This is a genomic window from Streptomyces sp. NRRL F-2664 (assembly GCF_000719345.1).
GTDB lineage: Bacteria > Actinomycetota > Actinomycetes > Streptomycetales > Streptomycetaceae > Streptomyces.
This window is the reverse complement of record NZ_JOFX01000067.1, coordinates 1-14,769: the sequence shown is the minus strand read 5'-3', so window position 1 is coordinate 14,769 and position 14,769 is coordinate 1. Positions and strand designations below refer to the sequence as shown.

10 protein-coding genes and 2 pseudogenes are annotated in these 14,769 nt (G+C 64.1%); 8 read left to right on the top strand and 4 right to left on the bottom strand.

The genetic code is table 11. The features are described from left to right. The first annotated feature begins 680 nt into the window (after nucleotides 1-680). The 6 genes from IF89_RS0132540 to IF89_RS0132525 all read left to right on the top strand — a co-directional run bounded on the left by IF89_RS0132540 (nucleotide 681) and on the right by IF89_RS0132525 (nucleotide 11,557). Nucleotides 681-2,045 carry an acyltransferase domain-containing protein gene (locus IF89_RS0132540; RefSeq protein WP_158717995.1) on the top strand — a complete coding sequence of 455 codons (1,365 nt, stop codon included), beginning with the start codon at nucleotides 681-683 and terminating at the stop codon, nucleotides 2,043-2,045. 62 nt (nucleotides 2,046-2,107) lie between these two features. Then, complete coding sequence (locus tag IF89_RS0132535; protein WP_158717994.1) at nucleotides 2,108-8,089, top strand: type I polyketide synthase; 5,982 nt, start codon at nucleotides 2,108-2,110, stop codon at nucleotides 8,087-8,089. 11 nt (nucleotides 8,090-8,100) lie between these two features. Beyond that, nucleotides 8,101-8,724: an acyl-CoA thioesterase gene (locus tag IF89_RS46305; protein WP_158717993.1), complete on the top strand. Its 624-nt coding sequence runs from the start codon at nucleotides 8,101-8,103 to the stop codon at nucleotides 8,722-8,724. 78 nt (nucleotides 8,725-8,802) lie between these two features. Continuing rightward, nucleotides 8,803-10,158 (top strand): NAD(P)/FAD-dependent oxidoreductase, encoded by a 1,356-nt coding sequence (locus IF89_RS46300; RefSeq protein ID WP_158717992.1) that lies wholly within the window; start codon nucleotides 8,803-8,805, stop codon nucleotides 10,156-10,158. A gap of 253 nt (nucleotides 10,159-10,411) precedes the next feature. Next, nucleotides 10,412-11,146, top strand: a complete 735-nt coding sequence (locus IF89_RS0132530; RefSeq protein WP_158717991.1) for a hypothetical protein — start codon at nucleotides 10,412-10,414, stop codon at nucleotides 11,144-11,146. A gap of 204 nt (nucleotides 11,147-11,350) precedes the next feature. Next, complete coding sequence (locus IF89_RS0132525) at nucleotides 11,351-11,557, top strand: DUF5988 family protein (protein WP_030775746.1); 207 nt, start codon at nucleotides 11,351-11,353, stop codon at nucleotides 11,555-11,557. A gap of 1 nt (nucleotide 11,558) precedes the next feature. Here the strand turns inward: IF89_RS0132525 and IF89_RS38635 are convergent. Next, nucleotides 11,559-12,319: pseudogene (locus IF89_RS38635) on the bottom strand (IS630 family transposase); the annotation flags it as partial. A gap of 2 nt (nucleotides 12,320-12,321) precedes the next feature. Here IF89_RS38635 and IF89_RS47185 point away from each other — a divergent pair. Next, nucleotides 12,322-12,441, top strand: a pseudogene (locus IF89_RS47185) (IS5/IS1182 family transposase); the annotation flags it as partial. 13 nt (nucleotides 12,442-12,454) lie between these two features. Here the strand turns inward: IF89_RS47185 and IF89_RS46295 are convergent. From IF89_RS46295 to IF89_RS46285, 3 genes are all read right to left on the bottom strand, one after another. Beyond that, nucleotides 12,455-12,634, bottom strand: a complete 180-nt coding sequence (locus IF89_RS46295; protein WP_158717990.1) for a hypothetical protein — start codon at nucleotides 12,632-12,634, stop codon at nucleotides 12,455-12,457. Between the two features lie 85 nt (nucleotides 12,635-12,719). Next, nucleotides 12,720-13,088: a hypothetical protein gene (locus IF89_RS46290; protein ID WP_158717989.1), complete on the bottom strand. Its 369-nt coding sequence runs from the start codon at nucleotides 13,086-13,088 to the stop codon at nucleotides 12,720-12,722. Nucleotides 13,089-13,164: 76 nt separating this feature from the next. Beyond that, nucleotides 13,165-13,479 carry a hypothetical protein gene (locus IF89_RS46285; protein ID WP_158717988.1) on the bottom strand — a complete coding sequence of 105 codons (315 nt, stop codon included), beginning with the start codon at nucleotides 13,477-13,479 and terminating at the stop codon, nucleotides 13,165-13,167. A 1,031-nt stretch (nucleotides 13,480-14,510) separates the two neighbouring features. Here IF89_RS46285 and IF89_RS0132505 point away from each other — a divergent pair. Then, nucleotides 14,511-14,769: putative Ig domain-containing protein (locus IF89_RS0132505; RefSeq protein WP_199820596.1), on the top strand; the 259-nt coding region annotated here is incomplete at its 3' end.

Below are 14,769 nucleotides of genomic sequence, written 5' to 3'. Positions count from 1 at the left end.
CGAGGCAAGAACGACTCCAGCCGTTCCCACTCCGCATTCGTCAGATCCCCACGGCCCATACGACGAGCCTGCCCTCAACACCCCACCCCTGTCCGGAGACCCAGAAACAGCCCCTAATCAAGCAGTGCTCACACCGGCCAGCGGAGGCACGACATCCCAGCAGCGATCAACTCTCCGGGCCGAACGGCAGGGGCAGGATCTTTCGGCAGGACTCCCAAGCCCGGGCGCAGGAAGTGCTCACCCACCGTCGGCTACCACCCGGAGTCTGCCGCAATGCCGACCCCCAGAACTGAGTAGGCGAAAACGACGGAACTACAGCTGCCGTTCGGGAAAAGGGAAGAAGGCTCCTAGTCTGCAATGCATTCACAAGTGCACAACCTTGTGGACAGTGTCCGTTGTTACCGACGGTGTCACTCTGTACAAGCGCAGAGCGGGGAGGTCTACTGCTCACAGATACCGGTCGACACGAACGTGGTCCACGAAGTGTCTGCCTACGGCGGGTTGTTCGGCCCTGGGGAGCTAGCGCCTCGCCGCATTTGTTACGCAGATTATCCCGCCTTCATTTTAGAGCGACATAATAGACATGCGAATGCGCGCAATGGTCCTGCGGCGGAGTTTCTTCGCTGGTGGTATGCGAGCATGATCGCAAAATAGTATTTGCTAGTGACAGGGGACCCGCCGTGGGCAACCGTATTCTTGTTCAATTTCCGGGGCTGGGTAGCTATGTGCCGGGGGTCCTGGCCGATGTCGTGGCTAATGCACCGCAGTTGGGGTCGATACTGGCCGACGTGGATCGTGTTGCCGGACAGTACGGTCTGGGCCCGGTATCGGTGCCGCTGACCGACCCGTCCGGCCCGCTGCTGGAGGATCTTGCTGATACGCCGACATTGTTGCATCTGGCCTCGTTTACGTCGGCGTATGTGCTGTACCAAGCCTTGCGCGCCAAGGGGTTCGAGGAGGATATGTTGCTCGGCCACAGCACGGGAGAGATCACCGCGCTCGTCGCCGGGGGTGCTCTGTCGGTCGCCGATGGGGCTCGTGTGCTGTGTGAGCGTGAGGTGGCGCTGAGCGATGTCGGACCGCGTGGTGGTCTGGTCGCCCTCCAGACCGGTGCCCGGCATGCGGAGCATCTGTGTGCCGCCGCGGGGGGCTGGTCTGTGCAGGTGTCGTTGCGGAATTCGCCCGTGCAGACCGTCGTGTCGGGTATCGACGAGGATTTGGCGAGACTGGAGGCGGTCGCGCGCGGCGCCGGTGTGTCGGCGACCCGGCTGTTGGTCCGCTACCCGCACCACAATACGGCGTTGCGACTGGCCGGGCGTCGGCTGGCCGAGGCCGTCGCGTCGGTTCCTATCACCGATCCGGCGGCACGGATCTTCTCGCCGATACTTGATCACACAGTGTCGTGCGCCGTGCATGCACGCCAGATCGTGGAGCGTCACCTCACCGATCCGGTGGGCTATGTGTGTGCCATCCGCAGCCTTTACGACGACTTCGGTGTTCGCGAGTTCCTTGAAGTCGGGGTGCGACCCGTGCTGACGGACTTGGCCCGTGAAATCCTGCCGGCCACCGCTGCCGTTCTGGGACCACCGCCGCTGACGCATAGCGCCGCGCAGATCCTCGCGGTGCTGGCCGGCTCGCCAACGATTTCGCCTGCAGCGCATCGGTTTGGAGGGTCGGTGTCCGAAGCTGACGAGGTCGCCACGTCGACCATCGTTCAGGAGGCGCCGGTGGCAGCTGCACCTGAGGATGTGGCGGTCAACAGTGGCGAGCGGCCCGTGCTGCCGGGCCGGGATGTGCTGGAAGCTCGGATACGGTCGGTGTTTGCGCAGGCCCTGGGATATCCCGAGGATGTGTTCACAGATGATGCGCACTTGGAGGCCGACCTCGGGATCACGTCGGTCAGGAAGATCGACCTGCTGGTACGGCTGCTGGATGAATACCAGTTGCCGACGCCACCGGCTCGACTGCGCATGCGTGACTACAGCACTGTACCCAAGCTGGCCGAGTTGATGCAATCTCTGCCCTTCGGTGAGGTAGCGGTATGAAGCCCGGTCCTGGCCAACTGGTGGTGGCCCAATTCCCCGGCCTCGGGGGGTACGCTCCGGGAGTGCTGGCCGACATGGATGGCTCGCCGCATACGGATGCGTTCATGTCCGTCATTGACCGCGTTACCGCCGACTATGGGTTCGGCTCGGTGTCGGGGCCGCTGACCGATCCTGCCGGACCGGTGCTCGAGGCACTCCGGGCGACGCCCGCGTTGTTGCATCTTGCCCCGTTCGTCTCCGGGTACCTGCTGTATCAAGGATTGCGTGCTGCGGGGATACAAACCGACGTATTGCTCGGGCACAGCACGGGCGAAATCACCGCCCTCACCGTGGCCGGTGCACTGTCCCCTGAGGACGCCGCCCGTGTGCTATGTGAGCGCGAGCTCGCCCTCACCGCGCTGCCGGTACACGGCGGCATGGTGATCCTGCGCGCCGACGTCCGCCGAGCGGAGTACCTCTGTGGTGCGGCAAACGGAGAGTCGCTGACCGTGGCGGTGTCGAATTCCCCTGAGCAGACAGTGGTCTCGGGCACCGGCGGGGAACTGGCGAGACTCGAGGCAGTCGCCGCGGCCGCGGGCGTGCATACCGCCCGCGTCGTGGTGGACAGCCCCCATCACAACCCGCTGCTGAGTCCAGCGGCTCAGCGTGTGGCGGAGAGGACGGCTTCCTACCAGGTCGGTGCTCCCACGGCCCGGGTGTATTCACCGATTCTGCGGCGGTTCGTGTCCGGATCCGCGGACGCGCGCCGTATCCTCGACCGGCAGTTGACCGATCCGGTGCATTATCTGGCCGCGGTGCGGACCCTGTATACCGACGTCGGTGCGCGCACCTTTATCGAGGTCGGGGTCCGACGGGTATTGACCGAATGCACCCGCAGTTCCCTGCCCGCCGATGCCACCGCGGCCGGCGCACCACCCGGCGCTCGCAACACCACACAGATCCTCGACGCCCTCACCGCCGCAGCCGAACCCACCAGACTGCCTGGACACCGGCCCCCGGATCGTCGCCTGGGGCACGACTATGTGGACACAACCGGCGCGCTACCTGGTTCGGGCGCCGTCGCGATTGTGGGTATGGGTATGGTCGCGCCTGGAGTCAACAGTCCACAAGACTTCTGGAAGGTGCTGTTCGCAAGGACGAACACCCTGCGCGAACCCCAACATTTCGACATGGCAAACTGGTTTGACCACGATCGATCGGCACCGGATAAGACCTACGTCCGAATTGCGGGCTTCCTGCACGACTTCACACCCCACCCCCGCCTCGCCGCCGAGCAATCAAGGGGCCGTTGGGATCGCGCCGACCTGACCACGTTGATGCTGCGCCACAGCTTCTTCCAGGCGATGGACACTGTCTGTGTCCGGTCCCGCGATCGGTTCGGCGCCTACGTCGGCACCCAGCCAGGCGGGCTGGCGCTCGAGGACAGCGTCCTGCTGGCCACAGCAACGGCACTGCCACGACCGGCTGCACTGCGGGGGCCAGCGGGAGACGCGGCGTTGCGTGCGCACTACCGGCACGCCCCCGACCGGTGTGTAGACGCCTTTCCCGACCATATGCTGCGCAATGCCTGCCGGGATGTGCTGCCGGAGGACAGTGAAATGCTCGTGGTCGATACCGCTTGTTCGTCCTCGCTGTACGCCATCGACCTCGGAGTAAAGAGCCTGCTGGCCGGAGATCGGGACATCGTGTTGTGCGGCGGCGCCATCAGCGGCTCCCGACGCGATCTGGTGTTGTTCGCCAAACTCGGGGGATTGGCGGCCGAGGGGCAGGTCCGCGCCTTCGACACCGCCGCCGATGGGGTGCTGTTCTCCGACGCGGCCGCGGTCGTCGCATTGAAGCGCCTCGATCGCGCTCGCGCCGACGGCGATGAAATCCTGGGACTGTTGGCAGGATTCGGCGGCTCGGCCGATGGCGAGGGCAGCCTCGTCGCGACCTCGACCGCAGGCCAGCGGCTCGCGGTCGAACGCGCCCGCGCCATCAATACCATCGGCGCCGACAGGGTCGACTGGGTCGTCGCCCACGGCACCGGCACCCGGGTCGGTGACGAGGACGAACTCGCGACGATAGCCGAGACGGCCGGACCCGGGGGCGTGTGCTGCACCTCGAACAAACCATTGATCGGGCACGGCGCCTGGGCATCGGGGGCAATCAACGTCATTCATGCGGTCCTGGCCATGCGGCACGAGGAGATACCACCCGAACGATACTTCACTGCGCTGCCGCCCCACGTCCGGGCCGAGCGGGTCACCATACCCATGGAGCCAGTCCCCTGGCCGACACGCCCGAAGACACCGCGGTTGGCCGGAATCTGCGCCTACGGCCTCGGCGGCACCAACGCCCACCAGTTGGTGCAGGCACCCGACTCCGGATTCACCCCCCCGCAGTCCGGGCCGGCGACCAACAGGCGCCACGAGAAAGACCCGATGGTCCTTGTCGGCACCTCCGTGCACTTCCCCGGCGCAGTATCGGAGCAAGGGATCATCGATTGGTTGCGTGGGGTGGGGAGCCCACCACCGCGGTCGTTCGGTGACCAGTATCCGATGCCGCCGTTCGACCGGTTGCGGATGCCACTGGCGGCGGCACTGAGCATCGACCGAACCCACCTGATGGGTCTGGCCGCCGTGCACGGTTTCGTGACCGAACACGGCGAGATGTGGGCAGGGCTGAGAGCGCGCACCGGGGTTTTCACCGGCCACACCGGCCCGACCCGCTGCATGACCGACTACACCATCCGAACAGGGGCAGACGACCTGCGGGCCGCGCTCACGGACACGTCCGACGTCACGACGGAGGATATCGAGCGCCTCGACGCTGCGCTCACCACCCTGGAACAGCGACTCCCCGCCGCCAATGACCGCAGCATGACCGGCCAGCTCACCAACATCATCTCCTCGATGGTGGTGAACCGGTACCGATTGCACGGCCTGGCGATGAACATCGACTGCGGCCGCTCCTCGACCCAGGGCGCGCTGCATACCGCCGAACGCTACCTGACCTCGGGGGAACTGGACCTGGCACTGGTGATCGGCCTCAACGGCAACAGCACCGCACTGATGACCGAACTGAGCGGTATACCCGACACCGAACTCGCCGAGGGAGCCGTACTCCTGGTCCTGGCCCGCCGCTCGACCGCCCAACGTCACGGCTGGCCGATACACGCGCTGGTCAGCACCGACGCCACACACACTGGTCACCACCGCACCGGCATGCCGGGCGCTGGGCGCAGCTACCTCGGCGCCGACGGTGCGCTCGCGGTGCTCCGCGCACTGCACACAGCGTCGGTAAGCCCGGTCGTGATATGCAACCAAGATCCGGCACCCCGGGTACAGATCCAACCGATTCCGGCACCCCCACCGTCTGCACAGAAGATTCTCCCGGCAGCTGTCTCGAATGGGCTCGCCCCCGCATCCGCCGACGACCGGTCACGACCGGTAATCGATATTGACACAGAGACCCCCACCTGCAGTTCTATGAATGCGGAGAGACTCGAAACACCGGTACTTCCGGAGGACAACCTTGGTCGCCTCGATGAACCCACCGCTAGTCGGGAGCCGGCGCCGGATCGATCGGTGATGGTGTTGCGCCGCGCCGATGCCCAGTGCAATGGCCAGCGCCGACCTGTGATCGGGCCCGCGACGTTGGTACTGACCCACAGTGAGGACCTCGCGCGGCAGCTGCAACCATGGATACACACCGGATGCCGAGTGGTGTGCACGGATCCGACAGCTACTGTACGCGGCCACGTTACGGTCGCTGACGGCTCCGACCCGCAGATCGTCAACGAGGCTGCGAGAGCCCTGCACCATGGTGTCGAGCATGTGGTGATCGTGGCCTCGGCCCGCACCCCGCCGGCCGCCTGGCCCGCCCCGCCCTCGGCTGCGCTGCTGGCCTTGCAGGAGTGCGCGCTCTCTGCGGCGCAGCTTCTCGCTGCTGATTCCGCGGCCGACTGCTCGGTAACGGCACTGCTGCTGGACCCGTTGCGCCGCCATACTGTTCACCCGCACATGACACTGTTCACAGGCTTCCTGCGCAGCCTCGCCCACGAACTCCCTCACCCGGTCTACGCGGTGATTAGCGACGGGACCCTCACCGCCGGGCTCGACCAGCTCGGCGACGAAACAGCAGCGATGCGCGACCGCACCATCGTCTATTACCGTCTCGGCCTGCGCTACGTCGAACAGGTGTGCACCACACCCCTTCCTGCGGAACGCAGGGCAGGCCCGCTGCCGTGGACGGACCGTCCTGTCATAGTGGCCAGCGGCGGTGCCCGCGGAGTGACCGCGGCAGTGGTGACGGCGATCGCCGAACGAGTACACCCTACGCTGTGGCTGCTGGGCACCACACCCGCCGATGCCACCCCCGATGAGCTGCGAGACACACCAGATCACGAAATAGCGGTCGCGAGAGCTGAATTCCTGACCCGCGAACGGAGCCTGGACCCCTCCGCCACTGTCGCAGCTCTAACCAAGAGGTTCGACTCGCTGCTCCACGGCCGCGAAATCCACCGCACCCTGCGCCGACTCGAGCAGTTGTGCGGCCGGGATAACGTCCACTATTTGGTCTGCGATATCCGCGAGCGCAAACAGGTGATGCACGCAGCCAAAATCATTTCGGAGCGCGAGAGTCGCATCGACATGCTCATTCACGGTGCCGGCCGCATACGCTCCAACGCGATCGCCGACAAATCCCTCGCGGACTTCCGGGAGATCCGTGACATCAAAGTAGCCGGCTACCACCATCTGAAAGAAGCATTCGCCGACCCCGCCCCCGTCCTGTGGTGCAACTTCGGCTCCGCCAACGCGCTACTCGGCTGCGCCGGCGACACCGATTACGTCGCAGCCAACGAATATCTTTGCGCCGCAGCACGATACGCAGACGGCGCCGAGTTCACCAGCGCCTGGGGGCTGTGGACCGAAACCGGAATGGTCTCCAGCATCGCCGCTCCTCTGAGCCGCAACTACGGTCTGACCGGCATCAGCAACAGCGTCGGCACCGACCTGATGCTGGCCGAACTCGCCGTACCACGCCCGCTGGACCGGGTACCGTTCTACGGCATCGCCCACTCCTGGACGCACCATCAGGATCCGGCGGCCCCGTTACTCGGGGATCCCGACATCAAAAACAACGCTACTGGGACATGGACATGGCGCCCTGACCCGGTCCGTGACGCCTACCTGGCCGAACACCTGATCGACCATAGGCCAGTTATGCCCGCCGTAATGATGCTGGCACTCGCCGCCGACGCGGCCCAGCAACTACATCCCGGCCTCCCCATCACCACCTTCACCGACCTGCACATCCAGGCGCCGCTCTACACCGATGTGCGGGCCGCAGGATGTCGCATCAACGCTGAAACCGTCGCACCACAGATCGTACGAGTGGAACTACGCTCCGACGTGCAGGCACGAGACGGCCGAATCCTGGCCGCAGACCGGCTGCACTGCCGAGTCGAAGTCCGGCTCGGACACCCACCAACATCGCCTCTACTGCCGGTGTCAAACGCCGCAGCCGATCTGACCGAATTGCAGGACGACCCAGCTGTCCGACCCGACGTGTCCGTTCAACTATCCGGTGTGTGGCGCACCCTGCACGCCGTGGCGAGCGGCGCGACAGGTGCGGCCGCACGCTGCCGCCCGCACCCGGAACCACACAGCGTGTTCGCGCACCTGCCGATACCCGCGCTGCTACTCGACTCCACGATGCGACTGTTCGGCTATCCGCCACAACCCGACGGCCGACAAACCATGGGAGTACCCGTCGCCGTCGAACGTATCGACCTCTACACCACCGACACGGATGTCACCCTTACCGGGCGATACCCGGAAGGCATCAATTTGTCCTACAAGCACACCCAACGACACGCCACCGCGACGACCGCCAGCGGACGCACCCTATTGACCGTCACCGGACTGACCTTCCACACGATAGACCTCATACCATCTGACATCCCGTACCGCGAATGGACCAAACATAACCCAGCCACGACAGCAGGCAATCCGAACCCGCGAGAATCTAATACTGCCGGCGGCGCGACAGGGAGATAGGGGACCGGAGAATGACACAGGACATTGCGGCACTAGCGGAGCCGGATACCGCGCCCCGGCCACAACGACACCAACGATTCAATGCCAGAGTCTGCCCGCCAGCACCCGACACCAACGGGTTGCCCTATTACGAGTGGGAACACATCGTCACATACGGCGAAACCAGCGCCGCCGGATTCGTCTACTACAACCAGTACTTCGAATGGATGGGCGCATGTCGCGAACAATGCGGATTCGAACTATTCCCCCAGTACATGCGAGATGCCGCGCACGGCATCGTGGTCATGCCGACCGTCGAGGTCTCTTGTGAATACTTGGGTGAACTCTACGCCAACGACCACGTTGTCCTGAAGATGTTCGTCTCCGGAGTTCGGCTTTACTTCCTGCAAGCCAATATCCACATTTACCGACGCGCCGACCGCGGCGATGAACTGGTCGCCCGAGCCAAGCAAACATGGGGAAACGCGGTATGGGAAAACGGGCTCCCAGAACCCGGGGCCACACTCATACCCGCCCCGCTCCCCCGAGAATGCGTCGACGGCATCAAACTCCTCGGCGCCGATCTCACCCGAGCCTGGAGCACAAACAGCAGCGATCCACACAAAGAAGCCAACGGCATAGGCGTAAAACCGTGAACCAACTTTGGGCATACTCGCCCGGCGGTAGATTTTATATCTACCAGCAGATGGTATGCCACAGGTTGCGATTGTTAAATGTCGCAGGTAATGGAGCATCCGATGGTGAAAGCTGATGAACACGCAGTAGTGATCGGTTGCGGGTTCGCGGGCTTGTTTGCCGCAGGCGTTCTCGCCGAGCATTTCAGCCGAGTGACGGTTGTAGAGAAGGATGAGCTCCATCCTGTTGGTGCTCCGTCCCAGCCGCGGCGCGGTGTGCCGCAAGGCTCACATCCGCACGGTCTACTGACACGCGGAATCGAAATATTCGAAGAACTCATGCCCGGCTTCTGTCAGGAATTAGTTGAATTAGGTGCTGTCGAGGCGGATGCGATGTCGAACTTTCGCGTCTCGTATCTCGGGCATACCTTAAGCAGGCCTCCCGGAGTTGCTAAAGCGGTACTGGCGACTCGCCCATTTATCGAAGCCGCGGTGCGGCGATTCATGTGCCGGAAACCTGGTATAGAGTTTCTGCCGGAGTGCAAAGCGTTGGGATTTCAAACTATTTCAGCAGGTGATCGCGTCAGTGGTGTGCGAGTCGCTTCGAATTACGAAAAACGGGAGTGGCTCCTGCCGGCTGATTTCGTAGTGTGCGCACCGGGACGCACCCGTCTCGCTGCTGCATGGTTGGAAGAAATTGGATACTCTCGCCCGCCGGAAGAGAGGCTTCCACTAAACCTCTCCTACGTCAGTAGGCACTTCAGACTGCAGGAAGGCGCGCTCGGGGCCGACAAAGCCTGCTTGTCCAGTCCGTCGCCCACGAACCCGCGCGGCTGGTCCTTGTTACAGCAAGAGCACGGCTCCTGGGTATTCTCCCTCCAGGGATACGGCCCCTGGCGCCCCCCCGCCAATGCAGATCAATTCTGGAAATATGCGTCCGGCATCGTTCCATCGGATATTCTTGAACTGGTCCGACATAAGGGGAAGCCGCTGGATGAATTCATGTCCTATAACTTTCCGAGCAATGTATGGCAGCATTACGAACGGCTTGAGAAGGTCCCGGATCGGCTTGTAATAATGGGCGATTCGCTGTGCTCGATAAACCCTCTCCATGGTGGCGGTATCACGCATTCCGCAGAGCAGGCACTAGTTTTAAAAAAATGCCTGTCACAAGGGACGAGGCGACTTCCTCATCGCTTCTATCGAGGCGCCGCACATACGTTGAGAATACCATGGATGTTTTCTGCTGCCATCGACACCGCCCTACAGGACTCGGATCGGAAACAACCTCTTCACTTCCAAATCCTGTCTCGCTACCTGGAGCGGCTGCTGGCTATCGCCGAACACGACGATAGTGTCACCTGTACCTTTTTTCGCACCATAGGAAAGACGGCTACTCCTGCTGAATTGTTCCAGCCGTCTATCCTCTGGAAGGTATTGAAGCAATCGGTCTGATCCGCCCGCAGAGTTTGCGTATTGGAACTGTTTCACCCAGTTCCGGTCTGATCGGTCACTCCGCAATCGCGCGACGCCGGCGACCGGACGTGCCGACATCACACCCCGGCGGCACGTGAGGGGGTTGCGAAATAACGAGTCCCGACGGCCCGACGCGTGCTCCGTATTCGGGTAACTGGGGAGGTCGCTGACGCTACCCTCCGGCTGCCCACCTCCCTTCCTATCGCCCATCTTCTTAGTTAGCAGGATCATTATGCCCACCGCGAATTCCCTGTCCGCCGAACAAGCTCGAGAAATCCGCCTATCTGGCTGGGCTGGAATTGTTGCTATGCCGCTGATGTTCGTGACAATGATCGTCGTAGGCGCGGACGGGATGGCGCACTTCCCCAAGCTCTACCCTTACTGGGGTGACACCGGTGCACAGATTGCAGCCTGGTTCGCCGAGCACCGCGTCGCTGTCGGCCTCGAGGTTGCCGCCGCAGCCGCCGGACTGGTGCTGCTGATCTGGTTGATCTCCGGACTCACTACCTACCTCGAGACCTGCGGTGGCCGCACCGTCGTGACCCGCATGCTCACACCTGCAGCCGTCGCGACCTCAGTGAGTATGCAGGCGTCCAACCCGGTGTGGCTACTCAACGCGCTGGCGGGTACCCCCGGCCACCCGACAGTCGAGGCCTTCGCCAAGTACACCTACGAACTGTCTTGGATGCTCTACCTTTCCGGCCAAATGTATGGGGCGTTGCTCTTGCTTGCCACAGCTTTCGCCTTCCGGCGCACCAGAATATTCCCGGGGTGGGCGGTGTGGTCCACCGTCGGAGTCGGAATACTCTGTGCCCTAGGTGTTTTCGTAATGCTCGATGGCAAGGGGAGCCTGGCCCCCGGCACACTCGCATCGGTGCTGCCCTGGGCGCTGTTTTCCTTCTGGGTGATCGCGGTGGGTATCGCACTGTTGCGCCTGCGGCCTGATCTATACATCGACAACCGTTGAGCCTTTTCATCCGGAACCGTTACCGGCTGCTGCGTAACCCAACGGACACAGCAGCATATTCCAGCAAGTCCGTAAGACGCTTGGCGAACCTCACGAAGCTCTCCGCTGCACACCCCCGATGGGCTAACGCACCATCCGGGCGCGCCACGGTCGAGGAGTCCCATCGGATGAACGGACTCTCCCGCCCTATCCAAGGAGGCACTCATGATCGAGGCCACCGTCCCCTTCTGCCTGTCCGGTGGGCCGCCCGAGCTGGCCGAGGACCCGCCCGCTCCCACCCGTCAGGACCCCACTCGCCTGACCATTCGCTGGCTCAATGGTTATGAGCATTATGAATTTGACGTGGCCGCCTCGAAAGCATCAGGATGCCGCGTGTACCAATGGATCTACCGGACCAAGATCGCCGAGTGAACTAGTGTCCTGAGTCAGTAATTCGTCGGCAGTATGAGGCGGGGGCTCGAGGATCTGGTCGGCTGTCTTCGTCCATACGAATGGCTTGGGGTCCTGGTTCCGGGTGGCGATCCAGGTGCGGATGTCTCCCTCGGGTGCTGGCACGGATTTGTGGACTCCGCGCCGTATCTGTTTGTTCGCCAGCTCCGCGAACCATCGCTCGACGAGGTTCAGCCGGGAGGATCCTGTGGGTGTGAAGTGCATGTGGAGCCGAGGGCGGGCCAGGAGCCGTTTCTTGATGTCTGCGGTCTTGTGGGTCGCGTAGTTGCCGCAGACGGGATGGACCTCAAGTCCGGCGGGGCTCTCTTTGTCGAGCTTCGTGAGGAACTTCTTGAACCCCGCCGCGCGGTGGCGGCGGTGGAGGGATCCGATGACATGGCCGAAGGCGGCGTCGAACGCGGCGAACAGGGTGGGGGTGCCGGCCCGGACGTAGCCGCGGGGGGCCCGCTCCGGCACCCCGGGCACCATCGGCAGGACCGGCTGGGACCGGTCCAGGGGCTGGATCTGCGACTTCTCATCCACACACAGCACCAGAGCACGCTCAGGCGGCTCGAGGCAGAGGCCGACGACGTCATGGACCTTGTCGACGAAGAACGGATCCGTCGACAGTCTGAACGCCTCCGAGCGGTATGGCTACAGTCCGAAAGCACGCCACACACGTGACACCGCCGACTGGGGAAGCCCCCGTCTTTCCGCCATCGACCGCGTCGACCAATGCGCCGCATGTGACCGGCTACCGCAGACTCAACCACCGCTACGAGCGCCATCCCCGCAACTACCTGGCCTTTCTCGGCCTCGCCGCCGCCCTGTGCTGCTACAAACGCCTCGTCCGCCTCACCACATAGGACACGGTCTTACTCACTGCCTTTCTCGGGGTGGGAAGAATCCTTGGCGTTCCGAACCGTCCACGCTGAATGCGTGGACGGTGGCACGCCCTCTGATGCTCGCTGGCGGTGTCGGGTTCTCGATCACGATGGCCTGCCCCGGCGGATTCTCCAGGAGGTCGCGGTAGAAGTTCTCGGCGACGTCGGCGGTCATCAGCTCGGGACGGTCTGCCTGCGGGTTCTTCGGGCCGGCGGTAGGTGAGGACCGGAGTGTCGAGCACGACGAAGGGTGGATCAGGTCACGGGCTGTGTTCCGGCGCGCGAGTGATACGGCGAAGGCGGCGTGAGGATGAACCGCATGCCCCTGCCACGGCTCTTTCGCGGCTGTCCGTCAACGGAGAGGGCAGTTGTTGGGTCGTAGCGGACGCGTTGCTCCCCGGAACATGCCAGGCTTCCAAGGTCTCATGGACCATGCGCTCGAAGTCGGCGACGTCGGCGGTGCCGTCGGCACGGGCAGTCGGCGAAGCGGGGGCCGCGGTGGACAGCGATGCCTTGTGGTCTTCGAGCTGCTCGATCTGAGCGTGCAGGGCCAGCTCGTTTTCGACCCGTGAACGGGCGTTCAGTAGGTCGAACCCGTACACCACTTCCCCGGACGCAACCTGCGCCATGTAGACGGCTCTCCATACGATCATCGGTCACCCACCCACGGTTCCTAGATGGACTGCGTCAACCTTGCGTACGAGATCATCCTTTTTTGTGATGACGAGCTGTAGATTTCACTCTGCACCTAAGTGAAACACCGTCAAAGTTTTCCCTATACTCAGCCGATGAAGTCCACTTACTGGAGGACAACAAGCAATGCTTTACCGGCATCATGTAAGCGCGGCAACGGTAGCGGTCATCATCGCGATGGGAGCGGGTATGGCACCCGCTCATGCCGACGGTGACAACAACCAGGGAGACGGGATGACCATCATCAACGCCCCAGGTAACGGGCACCACCTCGTAGCTGGCGACCACCATGTCGTCGGCACAGGCCATGTCACCGGCGCTGGACATGACAGCCCTGTAGCCGGCACAGACCACAACGTCGTGTCACCCACCGCCATCGTCGTATGTCCGGATGGCACCAGGGCTCCAAACTTCTGCCTGGACAGGTCGTCAGAGCCGGAGGAGTAGCCGAGCCAGGGACTGTAAGAGCGTTTGCCAGCAGGTCATCGGATGCGTGGGGTCGTGTGTCCCATCGATAGTGGGTCCAGGCCCGACGGATGAGGGGGCGTGCGGGCGTGATCCCACTCCCCACGGCAACCTCAGCCGACACAGCCACAACGCAGCCCCGGGCACTCCCCCGCAACGCTGCGGACCTCCGGCAGCCTGCTCCCTTCGGGCGCGCTGCGCGCGCCCGAAGGGCAGCGGCACGGCTCCTGGCCCCCGCACTCGTCCTGGCAGCCGCGGGCGTCATGGTCCCCGCCGCCCCCGCCACAGCCGCCACCATCACCCAGACCTTCACCGCCGGCGCAAACCAGCCCTTCACCGTCCCCGCCGGCATCACATCCCTGTCCATCACCGCCACCGGCGAAACAGGCAGCAGCGGACAGCCAGGTTCAGCGGGTGGCGCCGGCTCCACAGTCACAGGGACGCTCACTGTCACAGCGGGCAGCACCCTGTGGGTGAACGTCGCCGTTGGTGGCGGCCTGGGCGGCCCCGGCATTTTCAGCGGCGGAGCGGGAGGGGGCGCCAGCGATGTCCGGACCTGCTCCTCCGAGACAGCTGGCTGCACGCTGACAGGCGTACCGGACGACCCCCGGCTGATCGTCGCGGGTGGCGGGGGCGGTGGCGGCGTGACGACCGCCAGCACGCCCGTCGCCGGAGGTGACGCGGGCTTCCCCACTGGCCAGGACGGAGGAGCAGGTGGCGGCAGGGCGGGTTTCGCCCGCGGGGGGGGCGGGGGGGGGGGCGGCTGGTTCGGAGGCGGGGGCGGAGGCTCCTGCCCTGCGAACACTACAGCTCTCGGCCCCGCCGGTGGAGGCGGCGGTTCGGACTTCGTGCCCGCCGGGGGCACCCGCGAGGCGGCGACGGGCCCTGCGCAGGTGACGATCTCCTACACTGTCGCGGATCTGGAGATCACCACCGCGAGCCCGCTGCCGGACGCCACCGTCGGCCAGCCGTACTCGGCCGTGATTGAAACCGCCGGCGGGACCGGGGAAGCAGCCTTTGCGGTCACTGACGGCACCCTGCCGTCTGGAGTGTCCCTGGCCGCAGACGGCACCCTGAGCGGAACCCCCACCCAGCCGGGCACCTACACCTTCACCGTCACCGCGACCGACCCCAACCCCCAAGTCCCCACCG

What these genes read in the sequence shown, in the direction of transcription:
- IF89_RS46305 (WP_158717993.1), top strand. Translation starts at nt 8,101, where the DNA reads ATGACACAGGACATTGCGGCACTAGCGGAGCCGGATACCGCGCCCCGG.
- IF89_RS46300 (WP_158717992.1), top strand. Translation starts at nt 8,803, where the DNA reads ATGTCGCAGGTAATGGAGCATCCGATGGTGAAAGCTGATGAACACGCA.
- IF89_RS0132530 (WP_158717991.1), top strand. Translation starts at nt 10,412, where the DNA reads ATGCCCACCGCGAATTCCCTGTCCGCCGAACAAGCTCGAGAAATCCGC.
- IF89_RS0132525 (WP_030775746.1), top strand. Translation starts at nt 11,351, where the DNA reads ATGATCGAGGCCACCGTCCCCTTCTGCCTGTCCGGTGGGCCGCCCGAG.
- IF89_RS46295 (WP_158717990.1), bottom strand. Translation starts at nt 12,634, where the DNA reads ATGACCGCCGACGTCGCCGAGAACTTCTACCGCGACCTCCTGGAGAAT.
- IF89_RS46290 (WP_158717989.1), bottom strand. Translation starts at nt 13,088, where the DNA reads ATGGCGCAGGTTGCGTCCGGGGAAGTGGTGTACGGGTTCGACCTACTG.
- IF89_RS46285 (WP_158717988.1), bottom strand. Translation starts at nt 13,479, where the DNA reads ATGTCCAGCGCCGGTGACATGGCCTGTGCCGACGACATGGTGGTCGCC.